Consider the following 19,315-nt stretch of genomic DNA (forward strand, 5'->3'; position numbering starts at 1 on the left):
GCGAAACGGCGGGGCCCTGCCCCGCCGTTTCGCGTTCTTCAAAGGGTGCCCTCCTTACTGCGGCTCGGGCACCAGAACCTCGCGCTTGCCGACGTGGTTCGCGGGGCTGACGACGCCCTCGTCCTCCATCTGCTCGACCAGGCGGGCGGCCTTGTTGTAACCGATGGCCAGCTTGCGCTGGATGTAGGAGGTCGAGCACTTGCGATCCTTGATCACGATGGCAACCGCCTGATCGTAGAGGGCATCCTCGCCGCCGGTGTTGCCACCGGTGTTCAGCCCCAGCACCGCGTCGATATCGTCGGCCTTGTCGTCGTCGGGGCCTTCCACCACGCCGCCGATATAGTCCGGGGGACCGAAGGCCTTGAGGTGGTTCACCACCTCCTCGACTTCCTCATCCGACACGAAGGGCCCGTGGCAACGGGTGATCCGCGAACCGCCCGCCATGTAAAGCATGTCGCCCATGCCCAGCAGCTGCTCGGCGCCCATTTCGCCAAGGATGGTCCGGCTGTCGATCTTCGAGGTCACCTGGAACGAGATCCGGGTCGGGAAGTTCGCCTTGATCGTGCCGGTGATCACGTCCACGGAGGGACGCTGCGTCGCCATGATCAGGTGGATGCCCGAGGCCCGCGCCATCTGCGCCAGACGCTGGATGCAGGCTTCGATTTCCTTGCCCGCAACCATCATCAGGTCGGCCATCTCGTCGACGATGACGACGATGTAGGGCATCTTCACCGGCTGGATCTCTTCGGTCTCGAAGACCGGATCGCCGGTTTCCTCGTCAAAGCCCGTCTGCACGGTGCGCGAGAACATCTCGCCCCGGTCCAGCGTCTCCTGAACGCGGGAGTTGTAGCCGTCGATGTTGCGCACGCCCATCTTCGACATCTTGCGGTAGCGCTCTTCCATCTCGCCGACGACCCATTTCAGGGCCACGACGGCCTTCTTGGGATCGGTGACGACCGGAGAGAGCAGATGCGGGATGCCATCGTAAACCGACAGTTCCAGCATCTTCGGGTCGATCATGATCAGACGGCAGTCTTCCGGGGTCAGCCGGTAGAGCAGCGACAGGATCATGGTGTTGATGGCCACCGACTTGCCCGAGCCGGTGGTCCCGGCGATCAGCAGGTGGGGCATCTTGGCGAGGTTGGCGACAACCGCCTCGCCGCTGATGTCCTTGCCAAGGGCCAGCGGCAGCTTCTTGGCGGTATCGCCAAAGTCGCGCGCCGCGAGGATCTCGCGCAGGACGACCATCTCGCGGTTCTCGTTCGGCAGTTCGATCCCGATGACCGAGCGGCCCGGCACGGTGGAAACCCGCGCCGAGAGCGCCGACATGGAGCGCGCGATGTCGTCGGCCAGGCCGATCACGCGGGAGGCCTTGAGGCCCGGCGCCGGTTCCAGCTCGTACATGGTGACGACGGGACCGGGGCGGACGCTGACGATCTCGCCCTTCACGCCGTAGTCGTCCAGCACCGATTCCAGCATCCGGGCGTTCTCTTCCAGCGCGTCGTCCGAAAGGTAGTGGCGCTGGATCGAGTCGGGGCTGGACAGCAGGTGCAGCGGCGGCAGCTCGTAATCATCGGCGATCGAGGTGGTGATGCCGGCGGGCGCGCGCTGTTCCAGCGAGGCCCGGGGCGAGGTCGCGACCGAGGCCCGCGCCACGGTTTCCACCGGCCGGCGGGCGGCAGGGGAGGGGGCCGGGGGGGCCACGCGCGGCGCCTGCGGCACCACCGGGGCGGCCGGCGTCACCGGCTGCCCCATGCCCTGGGGCATGTAACCATCCTCGTCGTCGTCCTCTTCCTCGAAGGTCTCGGGGCGGAAGTCACCGGCCGTCTCGTCGCGCAGCAGCGGGCGCGGCGGCAGATCGTCCTCCGGATCCTCGGGCACGAAGCTGACATCGGGCCGGCTGGCGTAGAGCGGCGGCTCCTCGGGGGGCACGAAGTGATCGGCTTCGGGCGCCTCGTCCCAGCTGCGGCTGTCCTCGAAGACCTCGTAGGCGTCCTGACCTCCGCGCAGATCGAATTCCGGGGTGGCCTGGGGCGCTTCCGGGGCGCCATAGCCGGCGGGCTCTGTCTGCAGGAAGCTGGGGGCCGGCGGCACGACCGCGGCCTGGGGCGCAACGGGCGCCTGGGCCACCGGAGCGCTGCGGTAGGCCTCGGGGGCGGGCGGCACGGCGGCACGGGCCGCAGCCGGCGGCGCCGAAAGCGGCGGCTCGCTGCGCGGCTGGGCATGCAGCGGCGGTTCGCGACGTTCCGGCAGGATCAGCGGCGCCGGGCCACGGGGCCGGACCGCGCGGGCGCTGTTGCTGACCGGCGGGGCCGGCGGCACCAGCGACCGGCTGGCCATGCCGCCACGCCCGGCACGCGAGCGCACCACGTTGGCGATCTTGGCCTTGATGCGGTCGTCGTCGTCGAATTCGTCGTCATGCTCGAAGGCCGCCGGGGCCTCCGACGGGCTGCTGCGGCGCGAGAAACCCGGCAGGCGGCTCAGCAGGCCGCCCCGCTGGGGCTGCTCGGGTTCGGGCTCCGCGTAATCGTCGTAATCGTCCTCGTAGGGCTCTTCGGCATAGGCATGGGCCTCTTCGGGCTCGGGCTGCTGCCAGGCGGCGCCGGAGGCCACGGCGGGTTCCGGACGATAGGCCGGCACTGCGGGCGCCTCGGGACGTTCGGCGCGCAGCACGCGCGAGGGACGCGCGGTGCGTTCCTCGGCCTGCTGGGCAGCGCGTTCGGCCCAGTAGCGGTCCGCCTCGGGGTCCGAGCTGCCCTCGACATCCCAGTCCTCGTCGTCCCAGACCACGGCATCGGCATCCTCATGCACCGCCGCCAGCGCGTCGCGCGAACGGGCCCGTTCCCGGCGCCGTTCCACGGCCGAGCTGGCCGCGCCAAGCGCACCGGTTGCCCCGCGCCCCGCCAGCTTCAGCACCAGCACATAGGCCATGACCAGCCCGATCAGGGCCAGCCGGAACAGCCGGCGGCCTTCCTCGCGGGTGAAGCCCGCGACATAGAGAAACATCGCACCGGCCCCCAGCCCCACGATCAGCGACAACAGCTTGACCGACGCGCCCACGGGCAGCGGGATCACCAGCAGCAGGGCGCCCAGCACGGTGTCGCCGAACAGCCCGCCCAGACCAAAGCCGCCGCCCCAGCCGTGCGGCGGGGTCAGCGTGCCGAAGTAGATCGAGGCCAGCACCACCGCGATGGGCGAGAAGATCAGCCGGTTGACCGGGCCGTTCTCGGCCAGGTGGATGGTGTAGCGCGCGCCCCAGACCAGCGCGAAACCGGCGATGGTCACTGCGCCGTAGCCCAGGATCATCATCACCGGCGCCGCGATCGAGGCCCCGAACTGGCCCAGCCAGTTCTGCACCGGTGCGTCCGAGGACGACATCCACGACGGGTCCTGCGGCGCATAGCTTAGGATCAGCACGGCGAAGACCAGTCCGAAGACCAGAGCGGCAATGCCGATCAGCTCGCGCCCCCGTCGCTCCAGCGTCTCTCTTACCGAGCTGTCGAAGAGAGGATCACGTCCCTTGCTCTGGAATGCCATTGCTTCGCCTGCTCCTGTTCATTTGCCTGTCTGCCTGCCTATTCGAAGAGGCAGTGCCGCAGCCTTTGGAGGCCTGCCACCATCTCCTCGCACGGGGCCACCATTGCGACCCTGATATAGCCGGCGCCGGGATTCGTGCCCTCGACGTCTCGGCTGAGATAGGCGCCGGGCAACACGCGGATGCCCGTTTCGCGCCAGAGTTTCATCGCCGCTTCCTCGCCGTCCTGCACGGGCAGCCAGAGGAAGAAGCCCCCCTCGGGCGTCTCGTAGCCCGGGAGACCGCTGAACACCTTTGCGGCGGCAGCGTATTTTTCCTGATAGAGCGCACGGGAATGCTCCACATGCGCCTCGTCAGCCCAGAGCCGTGCGGACACGGCCTGGATCGGGTTCGGGATCGGCGCGCCGGAATAGGCGCGCAGCTGGCGGATCCGGCGGATCGTCTGCGGCCCGCCCGCCACGAAGCCCGAGCGCAGCCCGGGCAGGTTCGAACGCTTGGACAGCGACTGGAACAGCACGACCCGCTCGGGATCGACGCCCAGACGCTCGGCCATGGTCAGCCCGCCCAGCGGCGCCTCGTCCCGGTAGACCTCGGAATAGCATTCGTCGGCGAAGACCTGGAAGTCGTGCTTCTCGGCCAGCGCCAGAATGTCCTTCCAGTAATCTTCTTTCGCGACAGCCCCTTGCGGGTTCGCCGGGGTGCAGAGATAGGCCGCAACCGTGCGTTCCAGGATCTCTTCGGGCAGCGAGGCGTAATCCGGCAGATGGCCGGTTTCCTTCGTCGCCGGCACAAAGACCGGCTCGGCCCCGACTGAGATCGCCGCGATCATGTAGACCTGGTAGAACGGGTTCGGGATCAGCACCACGGGCCGCTTGCCGCGCTTGCTCTCGGGCAGCAGCGCCATGCCGGCGTTGTAGAGCCCCTCGCGGGAGCCGTTCAGCGCCATGATCTGGCTGGCCGGGTCCAGATTGACGCCGTAGCGCCGCCCTGCCCAGTCGGAAATCGCCCCGAGAAGCTCGGGGGTGCCATCATTGGCGGGGTATTTCGCGAATCCCGCGACATTGTCGGCCAGCACGCCGCCCACCCATTGCGGGAAGGGGTGGCGTGGCTCGCCAATGGTCATATGCATGACATCTCCACCCGGCTCGACCGAGTCGAGCAGGGTCCGAAGACGTGGGAATGCATATTCCGGGAGGGTCGAAAACCGCTCTGGAAACATAGGACTGCCTCTGATCCGGGGTCGTTGCGCCCCGTTGATGCATCACCCTATCGCAAGGCACAATGCCCCGTCCAGCATTGCGGAGGACGGGGCCGGGGTTTGCGCGCCCCCCAGTTGCGTCAGGACAACGCAATTTCCGCGCCACGGGCAACCCTGGCGAGATTTTCTTCGGCAAAAGGCCGCCCCATGAGCAGAATTCCGCACGAGGGCGTACCACCAGCCGCGCGGGTCGGCAGGGTGACCGCCGGCAGACCCATCATGTTGCCGACCCGGGTGTTGCGCAGCGCCAGCATGTTCTCGGTCACGTAGTAGTCCTCGTCCGAGAGCATCCGCGCGGCATTGGGCGGCAGGATCGGTGCGGTCGGGCAGAGCACGGCATCATAACCCGCGACCTGCGCGTGCCAGAGCTTGCGCAGCCCCTCCAGCTTTTCCCAGGCGGCGATGTAATCCGGGGCGCTGACCCCTGCCCCGCCACGGAAACGCTTCAGGATCTCGGGGAACATCTTGTCGGGCGCGGCCTCGATCACGTCCTTCCAGAGGCCGTAACCCTCTGATGCGAAAAGATAGGCGGCCAGCGGCATCGCCTCTTCCAGCGCCGCCGAGGTGACGGGCACGATGGTCGCACCGGCGGCGCGCAGGCGCTCTTCCGCCGCCTGGTAGGCGGCCAGCGGTTCCGGGCGGATGTCGTCGAAGACCACGCTTTCGAGCCGCGCGAAGACCATCCCCTTCAGCGAGACCCCGCGCAGGTCCGCCGCCGGGCGCCCCTCCAGCACCGAGAGCATCTGCACGCAGTCGGTGACGCTGCGCCCCAGCGGGCCGATGGTGTCGAAGCGCTTGGCCAGCGGCAGCACCCCGTCCAGGCTGATCCGGCCCGAGGTGGTCTTGAAGCCCACCAGATCGTTCCAGGCCGCCGGAATGCGCACCGATCCCCCGGTGTCCGAGCCGATGGCGCCCGGCGCCAGCCCGAAGGCCACCGAAGCCGCCGCCCCCGAGGAAGAGCCCCCCGGCACCGCCTCGGGATCGTTGATATTGGGAGAGGTCGCCGTCACCGGGTTCAGCCCGATGCCCGAAAACGCCAGCTCCGACATATGCGTCTTGCCCAGGCACACGGTGCCGGCCTGAGAGGCATTGCGCAGCACCCGGGCATCGGTGTCGGGCACCCGGCCTTCCAGCAGGGCCGATCCGGCCTCGGTCGCGGTGCCCGCCGAATCGAACAGGTCCTTCCAGGACAGCGGCACACCGTCCAGCAGGTGCCGCCGAGTCTTCAGTTTCGCCCGCTGGGCGGCGGCCTTGGCCTCGGCCAGGGCGCGCTCGGGCGTGGTGCGGGCATAGATGCGATCCGCCTCGGGATGCGCCGCGATGGCGTCCAGATAGCTTTGCGCCAGCTCCACCGGGTCGATTTCTCCGCGACCGATGGCCTCGCCCAGCTCCGTCACACCCTTGTTCTGCCAGTCCTGCATCGCGCGCCCTTTCGTTACGTGTTGCGCGGAAGCTAGCGGCGCTGCGGCGCATGGACAATCCCGGTCGCGCGGGCATATTTGCGCCATGGAACACCCAAGCGACCTCCTGATCGTCGGCGGCGGGCTGAACGGCCCGGCGCTCGCGCTTGCCGCCGCCAAGGCGGGGCTGCGCAGCACCATCATCGACAGCCTGCCCGCCGCGACGCGGACAGAGGCAGATTTCGACGGGCGCGCCTATGCGCTGGCCCTCGCCTCCATGCGCCTGCTGCGCGCCATCGGCCTTTGGGACGCGGTCCGCGACCACGCCCAGCCGATGCTGGAGATCAAGGTCTCCGACGGGCACCCCGGCGCCGGGGCCTCTCCGTTCTGGCTGCATTTCGATCATGCCGAGATCGAGGAAGGCCCGATGGGCTACATGCTGGAAGACCGCTACCTGCGCCGCGCCCTGCTGGAGGCGCTGGAGGCCGAACCGCTGATCACCCAGATCCAGGGCGAGACGGTGATCGCGCAGGAAACGTCCGCGACCCTGGCGCAGGTGACGCTGGGCTCGGGCGCGGTGCTGTCGGGGCGCGTTCTGGTCGGCTGCGACGGCAAGAAAAGCGGCACCGCCCTGCGCGCCCGCATCCGCCGCCATGGCTGGGACTACGGCCAGACCGCGCTGGTCTGCGCCATCGCCCATGAAAAGCCGCATAACGGCATCGCGCATCAGTTCTTCATGCCGCCGGGCCCGCTGGCGATCCTGCCGCTGCCCGGCAATGTCTCTTCCATCGTCTGGAGCGAGCGCTCCGCCACCGCCCGGGCGATCAACGCCCTGCCCGAGGCCGAATACCTGGAGGCGCTGCGGCCCCGCTTCGGGGATTTTCTGGGAGAGATCTCGCTTGCCGGGACGCGCTTCACCTATCCGCTGGGCCTGTCGGTCTGCGAACGCTTCGCCGACTGGCGGCTGGCGCTGGTGGGGGATGCGGCGCACGGGATGCACCCGATCGCGGGCCAGGGGCTGAATGCCGGGTTGCGCGATGTCGCGGCGCTGGCCGATGTGCTGACCCGCGCCACCGAGCGCGGCGAGGATATCGGCGCGCTCGATGTGCTGCTGCGCTATCAGGAATGGCGCCGCTTCGACACGGCGACGCTGGCGCTGACCACGGATCTGACGAACAAGCTGTTCTCGAACGACAATCCGCTGCTCAGGGCCGGTCGCGACCTGGGGCTGGGGCTGGTCAACCGCCTGCCCGGCCTGCGCCGGAACTTCATCCGCGAGGCCGCCGGCCTAACCGGCGACCTTCCGGAACTGATGCGCTGACGGCTTCGCGCAGCGTCAGGGCCGGTCGCTCAGGCCTTGAGGCTGCGCGCCTCGTCCACCAGCATGATCGGAATGCCGTTGCGGATCGGAAAGGCCAGACCCGCCGCCTCCGAGATCAGCTCCTGCGCCTCGGCATCGTAGCGCAGCGTCGCATGAGTCTGCGGGCAGACCAGCGCCTCCAGCATGCGGCGGTCGAAAAGAGAGGTGTCGCGCTCGGGCGTGTCGTTCATTGCAGGATGTCCTGTCCGTCTCCGCCCCGCAGGGCATATTCCATGAGCATGACCAGCGTTTCGCGCCGGGTGCTCAGCGAAGGCGCCTCCAGCAGCGCCTGTTTCTCTTCCGCATCCAGGTTCAGCAGCATCGAGAGCGAGTTGATCAGCAGCTCGTCCTCGGCCTCCTTCAGCGTCTCCCAGTCGGTCGACAGTCCCTGGTCCGCAAAATAGCGGCCCAGCAGGTCGAGGAAGGCGCTGCGGCGGAAATTCGGATCGGCCTCCGGCCCGCCCATGTCGGCATCGAACCCGGTCCAGTCGACCCGGAACCGCCGGTACGGGGTAAAGCCCGACACCTCGTCGCCCAGCCGGAACCTCGAGATCCCCGCCAGGGTGATCATGTAGCGCCCGTCCTCGGTCTCCGAGAACTGGGTGACCCGACCGGCACAGCCGATCTGGTAGAGCCCCGGCCCCTCTCGGCCCGGCACCTCGTTCGGCTGGATCATCCCGATCAGCCGATGCGGCGTCTTCAGGCAATCCTCGAACATCGCCAGGTAGCGCGGCTCGAACAGGTGCAGGGGCAGCCGCGCCCGGGGCAGCAGCAGCGCCCCGGGCAGCGGAAAGACCGGAATCACATCGGGCAGATCGGCTGGCTTCATCATGGGCAGAAACCTAGACCGTCCCCCCCGCCCGGAAAGGCCGCTCACGCGAAAATGCCCGTCACGCGAAAATCATCGAGCTGAGCTTCCGCCGCCCGTTGAGCACGATGGGATCCTGCGGCTTCAGCGAATCGAAGATCGTGAACAGCTGCTGCTTGGCGGCGGCCTCGTTCCACTCGCGGTCGCGGCGGAACAGCTCCAGCAGTTCGGCCACGGCGGCCTCGACCTCGCCCGCGGCATGCAGCGCCTGGGCCAGGTCGAAGCGGGCCTGCAGATCGGCGGGATCGGCCTCGACCCGGGCACGCAGCTCGGCCACGGGACCGGCATTGGCGGCCTGCTTCGCAAGCTCGAGCTGCGCATGGGCCGCCTCCAGCTCCGGCGCCGAGGAGATCTCGGCCGGGGCGCCGTTCAGCACCGCCTCGGCCTGCTCGACCTCGCCCATGGCCAGATGCGCCCGCATCAGCCCGCCGTAGGCCGGGGCATTCGCGGGCTCTTCCTGCAAAACGGCGGCGAAGGTCTGCGCCGCATCGGCGGCGGCCCCTTCGGCCAGCATTTCCTCGGCGGCGGCGACGGCATCGGCCAGGCCGTTGTCTTCCTCGCCGACCATCGCGGCCAGCTTCTCGACGAATTTCTTCACCTCGGAGCCGGGCAGCGCGCCCTGGAACCCGTCGACCGGCTGGCCCTGGAAGAAGGCATAGACGGTGGGGATCGACTGCACGCGCATCTGGCCGGCGATCATCTGGTTCTCGTCGACATTGACCTTGGCCATGCGGACCTTGCCGCCCTGGGCATTGACGGCCTCTTCAAGGGCTGGGCCCAGCTGCCGGCAGGGGCCGCACCAGGGCGCCCAGAAATCGACGATGACCGGCACTTCCTGGGAGGCATCCACGACCTCCTGCATGAAGTCCGCCTCGGTGACGTCCTTGACGAAACCGCCGGTCTCGGCGGGCTTGCTCGTTCCGGTTCCAAGCTCGATCATGGCGAGAGCCCCCTTCGAAAAACGTTGCCACCCTATATGGACGCTTGCCCCCGCTTTTCCAAGCGGGATGCGCAGGCGCCGCCCCGGTTCCCCGTCATCTGGCCGGAAATATCCCGGGGGAGTCGGGCTCGGCCCGACGGGGGCAGAGCCCCCTGCCCCGGCCGCGGTCCCGCGTCAGCGTCGCCAATGCATATTTATGGAAAGATGAAACCTGCCTCAGGTCTCAGAGGTCGAAGCTGGCGAAGACCGGCGCGTGGTCCGAGGGCTGCGCCCAGCCACGGGCGGCGCGCAGCACCCGGCTTGAATGTGCCGCATTGGAAATGTCGGGCGTGGCCCAGACATGGTCCAGCCGGCGGCCCTTGTCGGCGGCGTCCCAGTCCGGGCTGCGGTAGCTCCACCAGGAATAGAGATTGCCCTCGGGGATGTCCTGGCGGGTGATGTCGACCCAGGCGCCGGCCTCCTGGACCTGGGCCAGGTGCTCGACTTCGACCGGCGTGTGGCTGACGATCCTCAGCAGCTGCTTGTGGTTCCAGACGTCGTCCTCGCGCGGGGCGATGTTCAGATCGCCCACCAGGATGGCCTTTTCGGGGCGCTTGCCGTGGAACCAGTCGCGCATCTCCGTCAGGTAGTCGAGCTTCTGGCCGAATTTCTCGTTGATGGTGCGGTCCGGCTTGTCGCCCCCCGCGGGAACGTAGAAATTGTGCACCGTCACGCCGTTCTCCAGCCGCCCGGCGATGTGGCGGGCATGGCCGAGGGCGGCGAAATCCTCGCTTCCGGCCTCTTCCATCGGCAGTTTCGACAGGATCGCCACGCCGTTGTAGCCCTTCTGGCCGCGCGCCACCATGTGCGTGTAGCCACGCGCGCGGAAGCCCTCCATCGGGATCTTCTCGACCGGGCTCTTGCATTCCTGCAGGCACAGGACGTCCGGCGCCTCGTCGCGCAGCAGCTGGAGCACCAGCGCCTCGCGCAGGCGGACCGAGTTGATGTTCCAGGTGGCGAGGGTGAAGGCCATGGTTCTCTCCTGCGGGATGGTCCCGATGGCCTAGCATCCGGAAGATGCGAAAGAAAGCACGGAGGGGATTTAACCGCTCGGCAATGCAATGGCGGTATCCGGAGGTCCGAAAGGGGACCCGTGATGCAATTCCTCAGCCCGCTTGCAGCTTTCCTGACTCTGGCGTTCCTAGCGCCCGTGGCCAGCCTGCTGTCGCTGCCCGCGGCCGACAGCGGCCTGGTCCTGGTGCTGTCGCCGCCCTGGACCGACCGCGCGGCGGCCATCGCCCGGGCCGGCGGCTTCGGCGCATCCCCCCTTTCCAGCCCGGTGTCCACGCTCGCGCAGGCCGAGGATCCCGGATTCGGCGCCCGCCTCAGGGCCGCCGGCCCGTTCCTGATCCTTGGCGGAGAATCCGTCCTGTCCCTGTGCGGAGTAACCGGATGAGCACTCGCAATACCGAATTCGAAGCGACCCGCCAGCGGGCGATGAAGATGATCTTCCAGGCCACGGTGGCGCTGGTGCCGCTGCCCCCGGTCGCCGCCCTGCTGGTCGGGAACAACCCGTTGCCCGTCCTGGTGCTGGGCCTCGCCATGGCGGGAATGGCCTTCTACGGGCAGGCCTCGGGCAGCAAGCCCGGGCGGATCCTCCTCGGGCTGGGACTGACCGGCCAGGCCATCGGCTTCACCGCAGCGCTGGCCGGGCATCCCTGGCAGATCGACAGCCACATGCTGTTCTTCGCCCTGCTTGCCGTGACCATGGTGATCGCGGATGCCCGGGTGATCCTGGCCTGTGCCGGGCTGATCGCCCTGCATCATCTGGTGCTGACGCTGGTCCTGCCCGGGCTGATCTATCCCGCCGGCGACCTGCTGGCGAACCTGGAACGCACGCTGCTGCATGCGGTGATCCTCGCGGTCGAGACAGCAGTCCTGGTGATGTCGATCCGCCAGCGCCGCGACCTGGACAGCCGCATGGCGGAGGCCGGCATCGCCACCCGCGACGCCATGCAGCGCGAACAGGCCCGCGCTCAGGAGGTCGCCCGGGTGCAGGAGGTGGTCGTCAACGGCCTCAGCCATGCGCTGAACCGGCTGGCGCAAAGGGACCTTTCGGTCAGCATCGACGAACATTTCGATGCCGCCCACGAGACCCTGCGCGACAATTTCAACCGCGCCATCACCGAGCTGCGCGAGACCGTCCAGCAGGTGATCCGCAATGCCCGCGCCGTGTCGGAGGATGCCGATTCCATCGCCAATGCCTCCAACAACCTGGCGCAGCGGACGGAGCGCCAGGCGGCCTCGCTGCAGGACACCGCCAATGCCATCCAGGAGATCAGCTCCAACGTGCGGGCCACGGCCGATGCCGCCCGCAGCGCCTCCAACGTCGCCGAGGAAGCGCGCCAGCAATCGGTGGATTCGGACGAGGTCGTGCGCCGGACCGTGAATGCCATGGCCTCGATCGCCCAGAGTTCCTCGGAAATCTCCAACATCATCCAGGTGATCGAGGACATCGCGTTCCAGACCAACCTGCTGGCGCTGAACGCCGGGGTCGAGGCGGCGCGCGCCGGGGAGGCCGGGCGCGGCTTCTCGGTCGTTGCGACCGAGGTGCGGGCTCTGGCCGCGCGCTCCTCCACCTCCGCCCGCGAAATCCGGGAGCTGATCTCGACCTCGGGCGAGCAGGTGAAGAGCGGGGTGAACCTGGTGAACGAAACCGGCGAAGCGCTGAAGACCATCGCCGACTCGGTCGCCAATGTCGCCGGCCTGGTCAGTCAGATCGCCGCCTCGGCGAACGAGCAGAGTTCTTCCATCACCCTGATCGACCAGACCATGAAGGAGCTGGACCAGGTCACCCAGCAGAACGCCGCCATGTTCGAGGAAACCAACGCGGCCTCCAGCGCCCTGAACCGCGAAGCGGAGGAGCTGAGCACGCTGATGCTGCGCTTCCATACCGGGGAGGAGGTCGTGCGCAGCCGCACTCCGACCGCCGCCGCCCCGCCAGCCCGCGCCCCGGCCAAGCGCCAGGTCGCCAATGCCGCGCCGGTGGCCTCTGGCGGAGGAGATGACGACTGGGCCGAGTTCTGACCCCGAACGGCCTGACAACGGCGGGAATCCGCCTTCGCCGCGGCGGGTAACAGAAATTCGGGGCCCCCGCAGGGCCCCGCCCCCGGACACGCCCACCGGCGGGAGTCGCCCACCGGGAATGGGAGGCGATGCGCCCGGCAGCCCGTCGCGGGGATCTTGCCCCTGCGGGAAGCGCTGCCCTCTTCCGGCAACGCCCGGGGCTTTGACGGGCCGGCCCCCGGATTTCCTCTGGAAACGCGCCTTCCGCCGGGATCGGAACAAAAAAACCCGGGCACAAGGCCCGGGCAGTCCAACAGGGAGGTCTGTGTCATAACCCGGACACAGGCGGGAGTTCTAAAAGAACGTGCTGTGAGCATACATTTTTCCCGCTTCCGGGGAAAGTCCAGAATGCTCAGGCGACCAGTCGGTAGCCGCCGGATTCGGTGACAAGAAGTCGCGCATTGGAGGGATCGGGCTCGATCTTCTGGCGCAGGCGGTAGATGTGGGTCTCAAGCGTATGGGTGGTGACGCCGGCATTGTAGCCCCAGACCTCGTGCAGCAGCACGTCGCGCGGCACCACGCCCTCGGTCGAGCGGTAGAGATATTTCAGGATGTTGGTCTCTTTCTCGGTGAGGCGGATCTTCTTGTCCTCCTCGGTGACCAGCATCTTCATTGCCGGGCGGAAGGTGTAGGGGCCCAGCTGGAAGACGGCATCCTCGCTCTGCTCGTGCTGGCGCAGCTGCGCGCGGATGCGGGCCAGCAGCACGGGGAAGCGGAAGGGTTTCGTCATGTAGTCGTTGGCGCCGGAATCAAGGCCGAGGATCGTGTCGGCATCGGAATCATGGCCGGTCAGCATCAGGATCGGGCTTTTGACCCCCTGCTTGCGCATCAGCCGGCACAGCTCGCGACCATCCGTATCGGGCAGGCCGACATCCAGGATCACCAGGTCGAACAGCCCTTCCTTGGCCTTCTGCATCGCCTCAGAGCCGCTGCCGGCTTCGAAGACGTCGAAATCCTCGGTCATGACAAGCTGCTCGCTCAGGGCTTCGCGCAGGTCCTCGTCATCGTCGACCAGAAGGATCTTTTTCAGTTGTCCCATGTTCTTGCGTCTCCGTTGTGCTTGGCAGAGAGATGCGCCCGCCCCGCAGCTTCGACAAGATTTGCTGCAGAAGTCTCACGCTGACGTGTTGCTTTCACGGAGAATGTTTCAAACCTGACGTGATGCGCTTATGTACAGGCACCCGCCTGCCCCTGCAGGACGCCGAAAGGAACGCCGGAATGAGCCTCGCGCCCGACACCCTCGAACGAATCGCCCGGGCCCGCGCCGATCTGCGCATGGGCCTGCCGGTGGTGCTGACCGATGCCGGAACCGGGGCGCTGGTGATCTCGGCCGAAACGCTGACGCCGGCGCGGCTGGAGGCCATCACCGCGCTGCCCGGCCGGGCGGAGCTGACGCTGACCGCGCGCCGGGCCGAGACGCTGAAGGCGCGCCCCTATGATGTCGACCTGGCCCGCATCCCGTTGCCCGATGGCGCCACCCAGGACTGGATCCGCGCCCTGGCCGATCCCGCAGATGACCTGGTTCACCCGATGAAGGGGCCGCTGGTTGCCGCGCGCGAGGGCTCGGCCCAGATCCACCGCGTGGCGCTGAAACTGGCCAAGTCGGCGCGGCTGCTGCCCGCCGTCCTGGTGCTGGGGGTGGCGGACCCGATGCGCTTTGCCCATGAAAGCGACCTGACGCTGCTGCCTGCCGGGCCGACCTCGGCGCTGCTGGAAGAGGCCAGCACCATGCAGAGCGTCGTTTCGGCCCGCCTGCCGCTGGCGGTATCCGAGGCCGGTCGCCTGCATGTCTTCCGCCCCGAAGATGGCGGCGAGGAACATTACGCCATGGAAATCGGCCAGCCGCCGCGCGACAAGCCGGTGCTGGCCCGCCTGCATTCCGCCTGTTTCACCGGCGACGTCATGGGCAGCCTGAAATGCGATTGCGGCCCGCAGCTGCGCGGCGCCCTGACCCAGATGGGCGCCGAGGGCGCCGGCGTGCTGCTGTACCTCAATCAGGAGGGGCGCGGCATCGGCCTGGCCAACAAGATGCGCGCCTATTCCCTTCAGGATCAGGGGTTTGACACGGTCGAGGCCAACCACCGCCTGGGCTTTGAGGATGACGAGCGCGATTTCCGCCTGGGCGCGGAGCTGCTGCAACGCATGGGCTTTGCCTCGGTCCGGCTGCTGACCAACAACCCCCGCAAGATCGCCATGATGGAGAAGGCCGGCATTGCCGTGACGGAACGGGTGCCGCTGAAGGTCGGCGAAAACCCCTTCAACCAGGCCTACCTGGCGACCAAGGCCCGGAAATCGGGGCATCTGCTGTGATCCCGCTGCGACTGACCCCGCTGGGCCTGTTCCTGGGGACGCGCCATTATCCCTGTGCGATCGGCCGCGGCGGCATAAGCGAGGACAAGCGCGAGGGCGACGGCGCCACGCCGCGCAGCCTGCTCAGCGTCGAGGCCACGCTCTACCGGCCCGACCGGATGGCGCGGCCCGCCCCCTGGGCCCGACCGATCCGCCCCGGCGACCTGTGGTGTGATGCCCCCGAAGATCCGGCCTACAATTGCCCGGTCCGCGCCCCCTGCCCGGTCAGCCACGAGGTGATGCGCCGTGCCGATCCGCTGTACGACCTGGTGATCGTCCTGGACTGGAACCGGCGCCCGCCCCTGCCCCATCGCGGCTCGGCGATCTTCCTGCACCAATGGCGGCGTCCGCATTACCCGACCGCCGGCTGCCTGGCCCTGCCCAGGGCCGAACTGCATGCCCTGGCGGCGATTCTGCGCCCGGGCACTCAGATCCGGGTGGTCTGACGGCGCCGGCGCTGCCGCAATTCCCGCGCGGTGATCATCAGCCCGCTGCCGATGATCACCGCCGAGCCCAGCAGCGTCATCGCATCGGGCAATGCGCCGAAGACCAGGAAGCCGAAAACCGCCGCGCCGATGATCTGGAAATAGAACAGCGGCGCCACGAAGGCGGCCGAGGCCATCTGGTAGGCGCGCAGCAGGCAATAGTGGCCCAGGCCGCCGACCAGGCCCAGCAGCGCGAACAGCAACGCATCCATCCCCGTGTCCGGCCAGCGCCAGAAGAAGGGCAGTGGCACCGAAATGATGACGAACCCCAGGACCACCATGTAGACGGTCGAGGTCAGGGCCGGATCATGGCCGGCCAGCCGCCGCGACAGGATTTGTCCAAGCGCCCCGGTCAGCGCCGAGACCAGCAGCAGGATTTCTCCGGGTGCAAGGCCCGAGGCCTGCGGCCGTACCACGATCAGCGCTCCGACAAACCCCAGCAACACGGCCCCGAGGCGCACCGGCCCCACCGGTTCGCGCAGCAGCAGGGGGGCCAGCGCCGTGACCATGATGGGAGAGGTGAACTGGATGGCGGTGGCCAGGGCCATGTCAGTGCTCTGCAGCCCGAGGAAAACCAGCATGGAGCCCATGAAGAAGCACAGAGAGCGAGCCATCTGCAAACCCGGGCGCCGCGTCCGGAACAGCCCTAGCCCGTAACGGGGCAGGAACAGCACCACCAGGAACAGGAAATGACCCGCATAGCGCAGCCATAGCAACTGCACGATGCTGTAATCGGGGCCGAGATACTTCACCATGGCGTTCAGCCCCGGCAGGGCCAGCCCGGTCACCAGCAGCAGTGCCGCCGCGGCAAGGTGATTGCCCTCCGGCAGGACCTGCCGCGTTGTCTGATCCGCCATGTCGCCCTGAATCCGTTGTCGCCGACGCCGCAACATAGGTCGTGGAATAGGGGCAGTTGCAAGGGATAAGGTCCTTTTGAACGCCAACGGCCCCGAGCTGTAAGCTCGGGGCCGTTTTGATTATGTCATCGTATATGAGGTTTTTTCTAGGTCTGGCGGTGACTTACTCTCCCACGCCTTGAGGCGCAGTACCATCAGCGCGACGGCACTTAACTTCCGGGTTCGGGATGGGACCGGGTGTATTGCTCGTGCTATGACCACCAGACCAAGGAAAAACCTCTGAGGGATACAATCAACTGAGTTGTCCGAGTGTGTGCTTCTGATCTTGGTCTGTTTTCTACTGGTTCAGATCAAGCCAATCGGGCCATTAGTACCGGTCAACTGAATGCATTGCTGCACTTACATCTCCGGCCTATCGACGTGGTGGTCTACCACGGCCCTCAGGGATACCTTGTTTTGAGGGGGGCTTCCCGCTTAGATGCCTTCAGCGGTTATCCTTTCCGAACATAGCTACCCAGCACTGCCGTTGGCACGACAACTGGTCCACCAGTGGTTCGTTCACCCCGGTCCTCTCGTACTAGGGGCAACTCCTCTCAAGTATCCTACACCCACGGCAGATAGGGACCGAACTGTCTCACGACGTTCTAAACCCAGCTCACGTACCTCTTTAAACGGCGAACAGCCGTACCCTTGGGACCTGCTCCAGCCCCAGGATGAGATGAGCCGACATCGAGGTGCCAAACACTGCCGTCGATATGGACTCTTGGGCAGTATCAGCCTGTTATCCCCAGCGTACCTTTTATCCGTTGAGCGATGGCCCTCCCACTTGGGACCACCGGATCACTATGGCCGACTTTCGTCTCTGCTCGACTTGTCAGTCTTGCAGTCAGGCTGGCTTATGCCATTGCACTCAACGAGCGATTTCCGACCGCTCTGAGCCAACCTTCGCGCGCCTCCGTTACGCTTTAGGAGGCGACCGCCCCAGTCAAACTACCCGCCACACAGGGTCCCGGCACCGGATGACGGTGCGCGGTTAGACATCAAGCAAAGCAAGGGTGGTATCTCAAGGGAGGCTCCACAGAGACTGGCGTCCCTGCTTCAAAGCCTACCACCTATCCTGCACATGCTTGGCCTGATGCCAGTGTGAAGCTGTAGTAAAGGTGCATGGGGTCTTTCCGTCTAACCGCGGGAAGCCTGCATCTTGACAGGCAATTCAATTTCGCTGAGTCGATGTTGGAGACAGCGGGGAAGTCGTTACGCCATTCGTGCAGGTCGGAACTTACCCGACAAGGAATTTCGCTACCTTAGGACCGTTATAGTTACGGCCGCCGTTTACCTGGGCTTCAATTCGGAGCTTGCACCCCTCCTTTTAACCTTCAGGCACCGGGCAGGCGTCAGACCCTATACGTCGTCTTGCGACTTCGCAGAGCCCTGTGTTTTTAGTAAACAGTCGCCACCCCCTGGTTTGTGCCCCCGGCTCCAAGTTGCCTTAGAACCGGGCCTCCTTCTCGCGAACTTACGGAGGTATTTTGCCGAGTTCCTTCAACATCGTTCTCTCAAGCGCCTTGGTATTCTCTACCAGTCCACCTGTGTCGGTTTAGGGTACGGTCTCATGTGGGGCTATTTCCAGGAACCACTCAGCGGCCCGACCAATCCGATAAGGTCGAACAACAGTCGTGATCCGTCACATCCCACTGGCCCAGGAATATTAACCTGGTTCCCATCGACTACGCCTTTCGGCCTCGCCTTAGGGGCCGGCTTACCCTGCTCAGATTAGCTTTAAGCAGGAACCCTTGGACTTTCGGCGAGAGTGTCTCTCACACTCTTTGTCGCTACTCATGTCATCATTCTCGCTAGTGATCTCTCCACCGGATCCCTCACAGGCCGGCTTCACAGAAAGCTCCTTGCGTCCAATACGGTCCGGAGACCGATAAGGACGCATGGAACTATGTCACACTACGCTCCGCTACCATGCCTTACGGCATCCTCAGCTTCGGCTCATGGCTTGAGCCCCGTTACATCTTCGCCGCAGGACAACTTAATTAGACCAGTGAGCTGTTACGCTATCTTTAAAGGATGGCTGCTTCTAAGCCAACCTCCTGGTTGTTTTGGTCGTCCCACCTGCTTTCCCACTTAGCCATGAATTGGGGGCCTTAGCTGGAGGTCAGGGTTGTTTCCCTCTCCACTACGGGCGTTAGCACCCGCAGTGTGTCTGCCATCTAGTACTCCCGGGTATTCGGAGTTTGGTTAGGATCAGTAAGTCTGTGGGACCCCATTACCCATCCAGTGCTCTACCCCCCGGGGTATTCGGATGACGCTCTACCTAAATAGATTTCGCGGAGAACCAGCTATCTCCGAGTTTGATTGGCCTTTCACCCCTAGGCACAACTCATCCCGACCTTTTTCAACAGGTGTGGGTTCGGACCTCCAGTTAGTGTTACCTAACCTTCATCCTGGTCATGCCTAGATCACTCGGTTTCGGGTCTGATCCCACGAACTCGACGCCCTATTAAGACTCGCTTTCGCTACGCCTACACCTAACGGCTTAAGCTTGCTCGTGAGACCAAGTCGATGACCCATTATACAAAAGGTACGCCGTCAGCTCTCGAGGAGCCTCCGACTGATTGTAGGCGTCCGGTTTCAGGTACTGTTTCACTCCCCTCGTCGGGGTGCTTTTCACCTTTCCCTCACGGTACTGGTTCGCTATCGGTCAGCAAGGAGTACTTAGCCTTCGAAGGTGGTCCTCCGATCTTCAGACAGGATTTCACGTGTCCCGCCCTACTTAATACGTCCGATTGAGCTTCCCATACGGGGCTGTCACCCGCTATGGCCCAACTTTCCAGATGGTTCTGGTCACTCTTTCGGCTCGGCTGATCCCCGTTCGCTCGCCACTACTAGGGGAGTATCAATTGATTTCCTTTCCTCCGGGTACTTAGATGTTTCAGTTCCCCGGGTTTGCTCTTCAAACCCTATGTGTTCAGGTAAGAAGTACCTGGTTCAGCCAGATATAAATTGCCGAAGCAATTATATCGAACTGTCAGGTGGGTTGCCCCATTCGGAGATTCATGGATCAAAGCTTATTCTCAGCTCCCCATGACTTATCGCAGAGTATCACGTCCTTCATCGCCTCTTGCTGCCAAGGCATCCACCAAACGCCC

General features: G+C 65.9%; 14 protein-coding genes and 2 rRNA genes (1 of these 16 only partly in view). 5 read left to right on the forward strand and 11 right to left on the reverse strand.

The features are described from left to right. Window positions 1–54: 54 nt before the first annotated feature. The 3 genes from KM176_RS22750 to KM176_RS22760 form a co-directional block, all read right to left on the reverse strand. Complete coding sequence (locus KM176_RS22750; RefSeq protein ID WP_160897018.1) at window positions 55–3,537, reverse strand: DNA translocase FtsK; 3,483 nt, start codon at window positions 3,535–3,537, stop codon at window positions 55–57. 38 nt (window positions 3,538–3,575) lie between these two features. Further along, entirely contained in the window at window positions 3,576–4,754 is a 1,179-nt protein-coding gene (locus tag KM176_RS22755; protein ID WP_160897017.1) for an aminotransferase class I/II-fold pyridoxal phosphate-dependent enzyme, read from the reverse strand. A gap of 119 nt (window positions 4,755–4,873) precedes the next feature. After that, a complete protein-coding gene (locus tag KM176_RS22760) occupies window positions 4,874–6,214 on the reverse strand; it encodes an amidase (protein ID WP_160897016.1) in 1,341 nt (446 codons plus the stop codon). Window positions 6,215–6,299: 85 nt separating this feature from the next. On the opposite strand from KM176_RS22760, the gene KM176_RS22765 reads away from it, so the two are divergent. After that, window positions 6,300–7,514 (forward strand): FAD-dependent monooxygenase, encoded by a 1,215-nt coding sequence (locus KM176_RS22765; protein ID WP_160897015.1) that lies wholly within the window; start codon window positions 6,300–6,302, stop codon window positions 7,512–7,514. 29 nt (window positions 7,515–7,543) lie between these two features. Here the strand turns inward: KM176_RS22765 and KM176_RS22770 are convergent, their stop codons facing one another. The 4 genes from KM176_RS22770 to KM176_RS22785 form a co-directional block, all read right to left on the reverse strand. Next, window positions 7,544–7,744, reverse strand: a complete 201-nt coding sequence (locus KM176_RS22770) for a Trm112 family protein (RefSeq protein WP_160897014.1) — start codon at window positions 7,742–7,744, stop codon at window positions 7,544–7,546. After that, window positions 7,741–8,385: an LON peptidase substrate-binding domain-containing protein gene (locus tag KM176_RS22775; RefSeq protein WP_160897013.1), complete on the reverse strand. Its 645-nt coding sequence runs from the start codon at window positions 8,383–8,385 to the stop codon at window positions 7,741–7,743. The genes KM176_RS22770 and KM176_RS22775 overlap by 4 nt, the downstream gene beginning before the upstream one ends. Window positions 8,386–8,443: 58 nt before the next feature. After that, window positions 8,444–9,361: a thioredoxin gene (gene trxA, locus KM176_RS22780; RefSeq protein WP_160897012.1), complete on the reverse strand. Its 918-nt coding sequence runs from the start codon at window positions 9,359–9,361 to the stop codon at window positions 8,444–8,446. Between the two features lie 223 nt (window positions 9,362–9,584). Continuing rightward, window positions 9,585–10,373: an exodeoxyribonuclease III gene (locus KM176_RS22785; RefSeq protein ID WP_160897011.1), complete on the reverse strand. Its 789-nt coding sequence runs from the start codon at window positions 10,371–10,373 to the stop codon at window positions 9,585–9,587. 123 nt (window positions 10,374–10,496) lie between these two features. Between KM176_RS22785 and KM176_RS22790 the strand changes: the two genes are divergently transcribed. Further along, a complete protein-coding gene (locus KM176_RS22790) occupies window positions 10,497–10,796 on the forward strand; it encodes a hypothetical protein (RefSeq protein WP_160897010.1) in 300 nt (99 codons plus the stop codon). Beyond that, window positions 10,793–12,427: a methyl-accepting chemotaxis protein gene (locus tag KM176_RS22795; RefSeq protein WP_160897009.1), complete on the forward strand. Its 1,635-nt coding sequence runs from the start codon at window positions 10,793–10,795 to the stop codon at window positions 12,425–12,427. The genes KM176_RS22790 and KM176_RS22795 overlap by 4 nt, the downstream gene beginning before the upstream one ends. Before the next feature lie 391 nt (window positions 12,428–12,818). Here KM176_RS22795 and KM176_RS22800 read toward each other — a convergent pair whose 3' ends face one another. Continuing rightward, window positions 12,819–13,505: a response regulator transcription factor gene (locus KM176_RS22800; protein WP_160897008.1), complete on the reverse strand. Its 687-nt coding sequence runs from the start codon at window positions 13,503–13,505 to the stop codon at window positions 12,819–12,821. A 179-nt stretch (window positions 13,506–13,684) separates the two neighbouring features. Here KM176_RS22800 and ribA point away from each other — a divergent pair, with 179 nt between their 5' ends. Together ribA and KM176_RS22810 are read left to right on the forward strand one after the other, a co-directional pair. Beyond that, window positions 13,685–14,776: a GTP cyclohydrolase II gene (gene ribA, locus KM176_RS22805; protein ID WP_160897007.1), complete on the forward strand. Its 1,092-nt coding sequence runs from the start codon at window positions 13,685–13,687 to the stop codon at window positions 14,774–14,776. Continuing rightward, the gene (locus KM176_RS22810; RefSeq protein ID WP_160897056.1) at window positions 14,776–15,261 is read left to right on the forward strand and encodes a L,D-transpeptidase family protein; all 486 of its coding nucleotides are present in this window, start codon (window positions 14,776–14,778) and stop codon (window positions 15,259–15,261) included. Before ribA ends, KM176_RS22810 begins: the two co-directional genes overlap by 1 nt. Here the strand turns inward: KM176_RS22810 and KM176_RS22815 are convergent. The 3 genes from KM176_RS22815 to KM176_RS22825 form a co-directional block, all read right to left on the reverse strand. Next, entirely contained in the window at window positions 15,243–16,157 is a 915-nt protein-coding gene (locus tag KM176_RS22815; protein WP_160897006.1) for a DMT family transporter, read from the reverse strand. The two genes, KM176_RS22810 and KM176_RS22815, sit on opposite strands and share 19 nt — an antisense overlap. A gap of 150 nt (window positions 16,158–16,307) precedes the next feature. Then, window positions 16,308–16,422: ribosomal RNA gene (gene rrf, locus KM176_RS22820) — 5S ribosomal RNA — on the reverse strand. Window positions 16,423–16,503: 81 nt separating this feature from the next. Further along, window positions 16,504–19,315 (reverse strand): 23S ribosomal RNA (locus KM176_RS22825) (it continues 15 nt past the right edge of the window).

It is taken from the genome of Pseudooceanicola endophyticus, assembly GCF_018760365.1.
In the GTDB taxonomy this organism is placed as follows: domain Bacteria; phylum Pseudomonadota; class Alphaproteobacteria; order Rhodobacterales; family Rhodobacteraceae; genus Pseudooceanicola; species Pseudooceanicola endophyticus.

Coding starts and splice junctions, on each gene's coding strand:
- KM176_RS22750 (WP_160897018.1), bottom strand. CDS start 3,537: ATGGCATTCCAGAGCAAGGGACGTGATCCTCTCTTCGACAGCTCGGTA.
- KM176_RS22755 (WP_160897017.1), bottom strand. CDS start 4,754: ATGTTTCCAGAGCGGTTTTCGACCCTCCCGGAATATGCATTCCCACGT.
- KM176_RS22760 (WP_160897016.1), bottom strand. CDS start 6,214: ATGCAGGACTGGCAGAACAAGGGTGTGACGGAGCTGGGCGAGGCCATC.
- KM176_RS22765 (WP_160897015.1), top strand. CDS start 6,300: ATGGAACACCCAAGCGACCTCCTGATCGTCGGCGGCGGGCTGAACGGC.
- KM176_RS22770 (WP_160897014.1), bottom strand. CDS start 7,744: ATGAACGACACGCCCGAGCGCGACACCTCTCTTTTCGACCGCCGCATG.
- KM176_RS22775 (WP_160897013.1), bottom strand. CDS start 8,385: ATGATGAAGCCAGCCGATCTGCCCGATGTGATTCCGGTCTTTCCGCTG.
- trxA (WP_160897012.1), bottom strand. CDS start 9,361: ATGATCGAGCTTGGAACCGGAACGAGCAAGCCCGCCGAGACCGGCGGT.
- KM176_RS22785 (WP_160897011.1), bottom strand. CDS start 10,373: ATGGCCTTCACCCTCGCCACCTGGAACATCAACTCGGTCCGCCTGCGC.
- KM176_RS22790 (WP_160897010.1), top strand. CDS start 10,497: ATGCAATTCCTCAGCCCGCTTGCAGCTTTCCTGACTCTGGCGTTCCTA.
- KM176_RS22795 (WP_160897009.1), top strand. CDS start 10,793: ATGAGCACTCGCAATACCGAATTCGAAGCGACCCGCCAGCGGGCGATG.
- KM176_RS22800 (WP_160897008.1), bottom strand. CDS start 13,505: ATGGGACAACTGAAAAAGATCCTTCTGGTCGACGATGACGAGGACCTG.
- ribA (WP_160897007.1), top strand. CDS start 13,685: ATGAGCCTCGCGCCCGACACCCTCGAACGAATCGCCCGGGCCCGCGCC.
- KM176_RS22815 (WP_160897006.1), bottom strand. CDS start 16,157: ATGGCGGATCAGACAACGCGGCAGGTCCTGCCGGAGGGCAATCACCTT.